Genomic DNA, 7,619 nt, shown 5'->3' with positions numbered 1-7,619 from the left:
GTGGGTGACCGCAAGGTGGCCGACGCCGACGAGATGGTGGTCGCGGTACGCCTGCTCAAGATCGGGCAGGAAGCCCCGGTCGAGGTGTTGCGTGACGGCCGCCCGATGACCTTCATGGTCACGCCGATCGGCGACGATCAAAAAGAGCAGTAGCCGTGTTCGCCAACATCGGGTGGGGGGAGATGCTGGTCCTGGTGATCGCCGGTCTGGTGATCCTGGGGCCCGAACGCCTGCCCGGGGCGATCCGCTGGACCTCCAACGCGGTGCGCCAGGCGCGCGATTACGTCACCGGCGCCACCAGTCAGCTGCGCCAGGACCTCGGCCCGGAGTTCGACGATCTGCGTGAACCCCTGGCCGAACTGCAGAAGCTGCGCGGCATGACGCCGCGGGCAGCGATCACGAAACATCTTCTCGACGGCGATGATTCGTTCCTGACGGGGGCCTTCGAGGAGCGCAAGACGCCGCAACAGCCGTCGGTTCCCGGCGATGCCGCCACCGAGAAGCCGGCCGGTGAGACGGGCGCCAAACCGGCCGGCACCGTATTCGATCCCGACGCCACGTAGCCGCGGGGCGGTGATTCAGCGGCGCGTGGTGTCCAGGCCCAGCGACATCCCGGCCAGGCCACGTTTGCGCGCCGACAACCCCTCGGCAATCTTGCGCAGTTCGGCGCCGGCCGCCGAATCCGGGGCCGACAACACCAGCGGCACGCCGGAATCGCCGGCTGCCACCAGCCCCGGGTCCAGCGGAACCTGGCCCAGCAGCGGCACGTCGGCGCCGACCGAGCGGGTCAGTGAGTCGGCCACCTGGCGGCCGCCACCCTCACCGAACAGCTGCATGACCGTGCCGTCGGGCATCGTCAGGCCCGACATGTTCTCCACCACACCCGCGATGCGCTGACGGGTCTGCAGGGCGATGGCCCCGGCCCGCTCGGCCACCTCGGCCGCGGCCAGCTGCGGCGTGGTCACCACGAGGATCTCCGCGCCCGGAATCAGTTGGGCCACCGAGATCGCCACGTCACCGGTGCCGGGCGGCAGATCGAGCAGCAGCACGTCCAGATCGCCCCAGTACACGTCGGCCAGGAACTGCTGAAGGGCCCGGTGCAGCATCGGCCCACGCCACACCACGGGCGTGTTGCCCTGGGTGAACATGGCGATCGAGATGACCTTCACGTCGTGCGAGACCGGCGGGATGATCATCGAGTCCACCTGGGTGGGCCGATCGGTGGTGCCCATCATCCGCGGCACCGAATGCCCGTAGATGTCGGCGTCGAGCAGGCCGACGGTCAACCCGCGGTCAGCCATCGCGGCAGCCAGGTTGACTGTCACGCTGGACTTTCCGACCCCGCCCTTACCGGAGGCCACCGCATACACCCGGGTCAGGGAGTTCGGCTGGGCGAACGGGATCACCGGCTCACGGGAATCGCCACGGAGCAGTTTGCGCAGCTCGGCGCGCTGCTCGTCGTTCATCACGTCGAGGCTGACCTTGACGGCGCCGGTGCCGGGCACGTCGGTGACGGCCGCCTTCACCAGTTCGGCGATCTCGTTTTTCTTCGGGCAGGCCGCGGTGGTCAGGTAGATCTCGACGTGGACGCCGTGATCGGCCTCGATCGAGATGTTCTTGACCATGCCGAGTTCGGTGATCGGCCGCCGCAATTCGGGGTCGATCACCTTGGCCAGCGCAGCGCGAACCGCGGATTGCAGTTCAGTGGCAGATTCGGACATCACCGCCGAGTCTACGGCGGCGGCGACGTGCGTCGGATTCAGGCTGACGTCAGGCCGGACCCGGCGCCGGTCCCGGTGCCGGACCGGTCACCGGTCCGATGGCCGGAGCGTCAGGCGCGGCGGCCTCGACGGGCGGGCCGACGGGTGCCGGCGGCGGTGCAAGTCCGGGCGCGGGAGCCGGGGCGAGCCCGGGTGCCGGTGCCGGAGCAAGTGGCGCGGGAGCCGGTGCCGGCGGCGGAGCAAGTCCTGCTGCGGGCGGCGGCGCCAGCGGTGGGCCGGGCGGGGGAGTCTGCTCGCCGAGGCAGAACACCACGCACGTCGGCTGGCGCGGCGGCTGCTCCCACGGCGGGATCCAGCGCGGCGGGGCCTCCGGAGTGGGCGACGGAATCGCCTGGGCCGGGCCGGGCAGCGGGCCGAGCACCTGACCCGGCGCGAATCCGGGCACATTCTGTGTCCCGGTCTCGTTGCGGTTGAGCAGCGGGATCAGGGCCAGCGGATCCCCGGCGGGCAGGCCGGTGGCATCGGCGGGCAGGCCCGGTCCCAGGCCCTCCGGGTTGTCCAGATGTGAGTCGCCGATCGGCGGAATGGATCCGGTGATCGGTGGCAGGTCGACCGGCACCACACCGGTGGCGTATGCCGCGGCCCAACCCAGCACGTTGCGGGCGTAGGCCACCGAGTTGTTGTAGCGCAGGATCGCCGTCATGACCTGGGACTGCTCGCGCAGGTTGAGCCCGCCGCTGCACAGGTAGCGGGCCGCGGCCAGCGCCGAGTCGAACACGTTCTGCACGTCGGCCCGGCCGTCGCCGTCGCCGTCGGAGGCGTAGCGGGCCCAGGTCCCGGGCAGGAACTGCATCGGCCCCATGGCGCGGGCGTAGGTGACGCGGCCGGCCTGCGCGCTCTGGACGATGATCTCGTTGCCCGGCAGGGTGCCGTCGAGGGCGGGGCCGTAGATGGGACGGACCGCGGTGCCGCGGGCATCGGTCGCGCCGCCGTTGGCATGGGCCGATTCGATCCGCCCGATGCCGGCCAGCAGATTCCAGCTGATTCCGCATCCCGGGTAGGCCGCGGCCATCATCTTCTCGGCGTTGCGGTACGCCTTCAACGAGGTGCCCGGAATGCCAAGGGCGCCAGGGGTATTGACGACGAACGCGGGCGGGGGAGCCGAGATCGTGGTCATCGGCTTGATCCGGAAGTTCGTCGGCGGTTTGGCCGCGGCGACGACCGCGGGGCCCGACCGGTCGATCTGAGGTTCGACAGCGGCCAGCGGAGTGACCCCCGCGGTGGACACCTCGCCGTGCGGCGCGGCCGAGCCGGCACCGGCGACCAACACGATGGGGGCCAGGACGGCGACGCCGAGTGCGGGCGAACGCACGAGCTGGCTCATACGGCGCCGAGCGGTCGCGAGAGCCGCTCCTCCCCCTATGCGCACTTACCCGTCCTTAAGGTCAATTTCCGGCCTGATGATGTAGTGAACCAAGTCACCATACATAGTCGGGCTTTCGATTGTTACGACAATGGTCGACAGGGAGATCAACCACCGCGTTTGGGTCGGCGCTCGGCCCCGTCGGCTTTGCTCGACGCGCTGCGTTCGGCATCGGCCGGCGCGTGCAGTTCGGCGATCAGGTCGCGCAGTTCCTCCAGCTCACGACGCAGATAGTCGCGCGTGGCGACCTCACCCACGGCCAGCCGCAACGAGGCCAGCTCGCGGGCCAGATACTCGGTGTCGGCCTTGGTCTGCTCGGCCCGGCGCCGGTCCTCCTCGAGCGAGACCCGGTCCCGGTTCTCCTGCCGGTTCTGGGCCAGCAGGATCAGCGGGGCGGCGTAGGCGGCCTGGGTCGAGAACGCCAGATTGAGCAGGATGAACGGGTAGGGGTCCCACTGAAAGGCGAAGACGCCGATGTTCAGCGCGATCCAGACCACCACGATGATCGTCTGGATCGCCAGGTAGCGGCCGGTACCGAGGAACCGGGCGATGGACTCGCCGAACTGTCCGACCGCCTCGACGTCGACGTGCAGCCCGAAGCCGCGCGTGCCACGGGGGGTGTCCAGCCGCTGGCGCGCTGACGTTTCGCTCATGCGCCTGCCACCGGCAGCTCGGGCTCGTCACGCTCACGCCAGTCGTCGGGCAGCATGTGATCGAGCACGTCGTCCACCGAGACCGCTCCGAGAAGGTGGTTCTCCTCGTCGACCACCGGCCCGCACACCAGGTTGTAGGCGGCGAAGTAGCGGGTCACCGCGGCCAGGGAGTCGATGGGGCTCAGGCTCGGCAGGTCGGTGTCGATGATGCCGCTCACCAGCGCCGCCGGCGGTTCGCGCAACAGCCGTTGCAGGTGCACGCAGCCCAGGTACTGGCCGGTGGGGGTGGCGCTGGGTGGCCGGGTGACAAAGGCCATCGAGGCCAGCGCCGGGGTGAGGTCCGGATCGCGCGCGCGGGCCAGCGCCTCGGCGACGGTGGTGTCGGGGGCCAAGACCACCGGCTCGCTGGTCATCAGACCGCCCGCGGTGTCGGGTGAGTGGGCCAGCAGCCGTCGTACGTCCTCGGAGTCCTCGGGATCCATCTGCCGCAGCAGCGTCTCGGCGTCGGCCGGGGTCATCGAGCCCAGCACGTCGGCGGCGTCGTCGGGATCCATCGCCTCGAGCACGTCTGCGGCACGTTCGGTGTTCAGCTGGCGCAGCACCGCGGCCTGCTCGTCCTCTGGCAGCTCCTGCAAGACGTCGGCCAGCCGCTCGTCGTCGAAGGCCCGGTACAGCTCGTAGCGTCGCTTGTCCGGAAGCTCGCGCAGGGCCTCGGCCACCTCGATGGGGCGCTGCCCCTCGAACTGCTCGAGGAGTGAGGCCACCCCCTGATCGGGCATCGCCAGGCCCGACGGGGTGAGCCCGTGCACGTTCTGCCAGTCGACGACGTGGATGTTGGTGCGCCGCCCCAGGCGGCGTTGCGGACGCACGGCCACCCGGGTCACCACCCAATCGCGGGTCCGGGTCTGTTCGATGCCCATGTCGACCACGACGACGTCGATCCCGGCCAGCTGGGGCAAATCGGGATCGTCAACGCGGACCCGGGTTTCCAGCACCTGGCCGACCACCAGCACCTCGCCGGGGCGCTGGGCGAACCGGCGCAGCGAGACGCTTCCGGTGGCCAGCGTCACCGAACCCGGCTCGATCGCCGTCACGCGCAGAATCGGAACGAAAATTCTTCGGCGGGTGAGCAATTCGACGACGAGGCCGAGAACGCGCGGTTGCTGGCGGACGATGCTGATGCTGATCACCACATCGCGGACGCGGCCGATGGACTCCCCGTCGGGGCCCAGCACCACCATTCCCGCCAATCGGGCCGCGTAGACCCTGTTCACCGCCGCCATGAGTCAAAGGGTAGAGACTGTGGTCGTGGAGAACACGTATCGACCCCGTAGAACGTGCCTCTCGGTTCCGGGAAGCAGCCTGAAGATGATCGAGAAGGCCAAACGTCTGCCCGCCGACGAGGTGTTCCTCGACTTGGAGGACGCCGTCGCCCCCGAGGCCAAGGCGTCGGCCCGCACTCAGGTGGCCGCCGCGCTGAACGCCGACGGCTGGGCCGGACAGCTGCGCGGGGTGCGGGTCAACGACTGGACCACGCCGTGGACGTACGCGGATGTGATCGAGGTGGTCGCCGGGGTTGCCGCCGGCGGGGGCCGACTCGATCTGATCGTGCTGCCCAAGGTCCCCGAGGTGGCCCATGTCCAGGCGCTGGATCTGCTTCTGACCCAACTGGAATCCACCCACGGCCTGGAGCCCGGCCGGATCGGGATCGAGGCGCAGATCGAGAACGCCCAGGGGCTGACCAACATCGATGCGATCGCGGCGGGCCCGCGCGTGCAGGCGCTGGTGCTCGGGCCCGGTGACATGGCCGCCAGCCTGAACATGCGCACCCTGGAGGTCGGCGGTCAGCCCGACGGCTACGACATCGGCGACGCCCATCATCACGTGCTGATGCGGATTCTGATCGCCGCGCGTGCCCGCGGCATCAACGCGATCGACGGGCCCTACGTGAAGGTGCGCGACGTGGACGGGTTCCGCCGGGTGGCCGGGCGTTCGGCCGCGCTGGGTTACGACGGCAAGTGGGTGTTGCATCCCGATCAGATCGAGGCGGGCAACGAGATCTTCAGCCCCCGCCAGGCCGACTACGACCATGCCGAGTTGATCCTGGATGCCTACGAATGGCACACGTCGCACGCCGGTGGGGCCAGGGGAGCGGTGATGCTGGGCGACGAGATGATCGACGAGGCCAGCCGCAAGATGGCACTGGTGGTTGCCGGTAAGGGCCGCGCGGCGGGGATGAGCCGCCAGGCCGAACCGTTCCGGCCGCCGAACTGAGTTCGGCCGCGGCGCCCGGTCAGGTGCTCGATGCCGCCAGACCGACGAGGAAGAAAAGTATCAAGCCACCGTTGATCAACGCCCCGAGCGCGCCGACGGCGATGCCGGAGATCGCCAGACCGCGTCCACCCTGCCCGCTCTGCTTGAGCTGGTTGAGGGCCGTGATGCCCAGGCCGATGCCGACGAAGGCGGCGATCAGGCCGATGGCACACATCGACACCAGCGGCAACGACAGGATCGAGGCGACCAGCGATCCGATCGCCAAGTTGTTCGTGGAGTTGGCCGGCGTCATTCCGTAGCCGACGGGGAAACCGGGAGTCGGGTAGCCGGGCGGGTACCCACCGGGCATGCCGTAGGGCGGCGGCGGAGGGTATCCGGGCATCGGTGGCGGGTAGCCGGAGTCGACCGGATATCCCGGCCCGAACGCGGCCGGTGGCGGATAGCCGGGTGGGATGTTCGACGGATAGTCGAATGCGGGCGGATATGCCGCGTCGGCCCCGTAGCCGGGAGGCGTGAACTCGTACGACGGTTGCGTCTGACCGGTCTGCGGCAGATCCTGGGACTGCTCGATGGAAGGTGCTTCGTAGCCGCCGGACAACGGTTCCGACGGCTGCGGGCCGGGGTCGGATGGCGATGTTTCGCCCGCGTTGCCGTCCGCGTTTGTCATGCTGATCAACCTAGCGCACCGACGGCGACGCCCCGGTCGGCGTGACGGCGGCACCGAGGTGCCAGGTACGGAGGAGAGTGAAGTTCGATGACGAGCCCATTTCAACCCGGTCAGAGCCCAGGGGCCGCCTCGGCCGCGCGGGGCGCGCTGCCCACCCCGCCCAAAGGCTGGCCGATCGGTTCCTACCCGACGTACGCCGAGGCACAGCGTGCCGTCGACTATCTGTCCGACCAACAGTTCCCCGTCCAGCAGGTGACGATCGTCGGCGTGGACCTGATGCAGGTCGAGCGGGTGACCGGCCGGCTGAGTTGGCCCAAGGTGCTCGGCGGCGGTGTGCTCTCCGGGGCGTGGCTGGGCCTGTTCATCGGCCTGATCCTCGGCTTCTTCAGCCCCAACCCGTGGAGCGCCTTGCTCACCGGTCTGATCGCCGGTGTTTTCTTCGGTCTGATCACCTCGGCCATCCCGTACGCGATGGCCCGCGGCACAAGAGATTTCAGTTCGACGATGCAGCTGGTCGCCGGCCGCTACGACGTCCTGTGCGACCCGCAGAGCGCCGAACAGGGCCGGGATCTGCTGGCGCGCTTGACGATCTGACCAGGTAACGATTGGGCCGCGGCAGGCCCATACTGTTGCACATGCGCGGGCTTGGCTCTACGGTGTGCGCGCGGGGCTGCTCCGGCGGCGATTCGGATCCGGACGGGAGGCAGGGCGGTGCGCGCTCGGCGGCTATGTGCTGCGGCAGTGGCCGCGTTGACGGCGGCCTCGGTGGTCTCGGCGTGTGGTGAGAACGACGACGGGATCGTCATCAACTACTACACCCCGGCCAACGAGATGGCGACTTTCACCGCCGTGGCCAACCGCTGCAACGCCGAACTCGGCGG

8 protein-coding genes and 2 pseudogenes are annotated in these 7,619 nt (G+C 69.5%); 5 read left to right on the top strand and 5 right to left on the bottom strand.

All coding sequences use genetic code 11. The features are described from left to right. Together A5699_RS29015 and tatB are read left to right on the top strand one after the other, a co-directional pair. Positions 1-153, top strand: a pseudogene (locus A5699_RS29015) (serine protease); the annotation flags it as partial. A gap of 2 nt (positions 154-155) precedes the next feature. Continuing rightward, on the top strand, positions 156-563 hold the full coding sequence (tatB, locus tag A5699_RS07920; protein ID WP_067767926.1) for a Sec-independent protein translocase protein TatB: 408 nt from the start codon (positions 156-158) through the stop codon (positions 561-563). 15 nt (positions 564-578) lie between these two features. Here the strand turns inward: tatB and A5699_RS07915 are convergent, their stop codons facing one another. The 4 genes from A5699_RS07915 to A5699_RS07900 all read right to left on the bottom strand — a co-directional run bounded on the left by A5699_RS07915 (position 579) and on the right by A5699_RS07900 (position 5,080). Continuing rightward, complete coding sequence (locus A5699_RS07915; protein WP_067767923.1) at positions 579-1,721, bottom strand: Mrp/NBP35 family ATP-binding protein; 1,143 nt, start codon at positions 1,719-1,721, stop codon at positions 579-581. 49 nt (positions 1,722-1,770) lie between these two features. Beyond that, positions 1,771-3,105, bottom strand: coding sequence for a lytic transglycosylase domain-containing protein (locus tag A5699_RS07910; RefSeq protein ID WP_067767920.1), 1,335 nt, complete (start codon positions 3,103-3,105; stop codon positions 1,771-1,773). A 146-nt stretch (positions 3,106-3,251) separates the two neighbouring features. Continuing rightward, a complete protein-coding gene (locus A5699_RS07905; protein WP_067767918.1) occupies positions 3,252-3,797 on the bottom strand; it encodes a DUF1003 domain-containing protein in 546 nt (181 codons plus the stop codon). Next, positions 3,794-5,080 (bottom strand): magnesium transporter MgtE N-terminal domain-containing protein, encoded by a 1,287-nt coding sequence (locus A5699_RS07900; RefSeq protein ID WP_067767916.1) that lies wholly within the window; start codon positions 5,078-5,080, stop codon positions 3,794-3,796. The genes A5699_RS07905 and A5699_RS07900 overlap by 4 nt, the downstream gene beginning before the upstream one ends. 25 nt (positions 5,081-5,105) lie before the next feature. On the opposite strand from A5699_RS07900, the gene A5699_RS07895 reads away from it, so the two are divergent. Next, a complete protein-coding gene (locus tag A5699_RS07895) occupies positions 5,106-6,071 on the top strand; it encodes a CoA ester lyase (RefSeq protein WP_157561147.1) in 966 nt (321 codons plus the stop codon). 19 nt (positions 6,072-6,090) lie between these two features. On the opposite strand, the gene A5699_RS07890 is transcribed toward A5699_RS07895, so the two are convergent. Further along, on the bottom strand, positions 6,091-6,738 hold the full coding sequence (locus tag A5699_RS07890) for a DUF4190 domain-containing protein (protein ID WP_067767912.1): 648 nt from the start codon (positions 6,736-6,738) through the stop codon (positions 6,091-6,093). A gap of 87 nt (positions 6,739-6,825) precedes the next feature. Between A5699_RS07890 and A5699_RS07885 the strand changes: the two genes are divergently transcribed. Further along, positions 6,826-7,332 carry a general stress protein gene (locus A5699_RS07885; RefSeq protein WP_067767910.1) on the top strand — a complete coding sequence of 169 codons (507 nt, stop codon included), beginning with the start codon at positions 6,826-6,828 and terminating at the stop codon, positions 7,330-7,332. Positions 7,333-7,449: 117 nt separating this feature from the next. Next, positions 7,450-7,619: pseudogene (locus A5699_RS29010) on the top strand (ABC transporter substrate-binding protein); the annotation flags it as partial.

Source organism: Mycobacterium sp. E802 (assembly GCF_001666875.1).
GTDB lineage: Bacteria > Actinomycetota > Actinomycetes > Mycobacteriales > Mycobacteriaceae > Mycobacterium.
The sequence above is the reverse complement of the archived record's forward strand: the minus strand, read 5'-3'. Positions and strand labels throughout refer to the sequence as shown.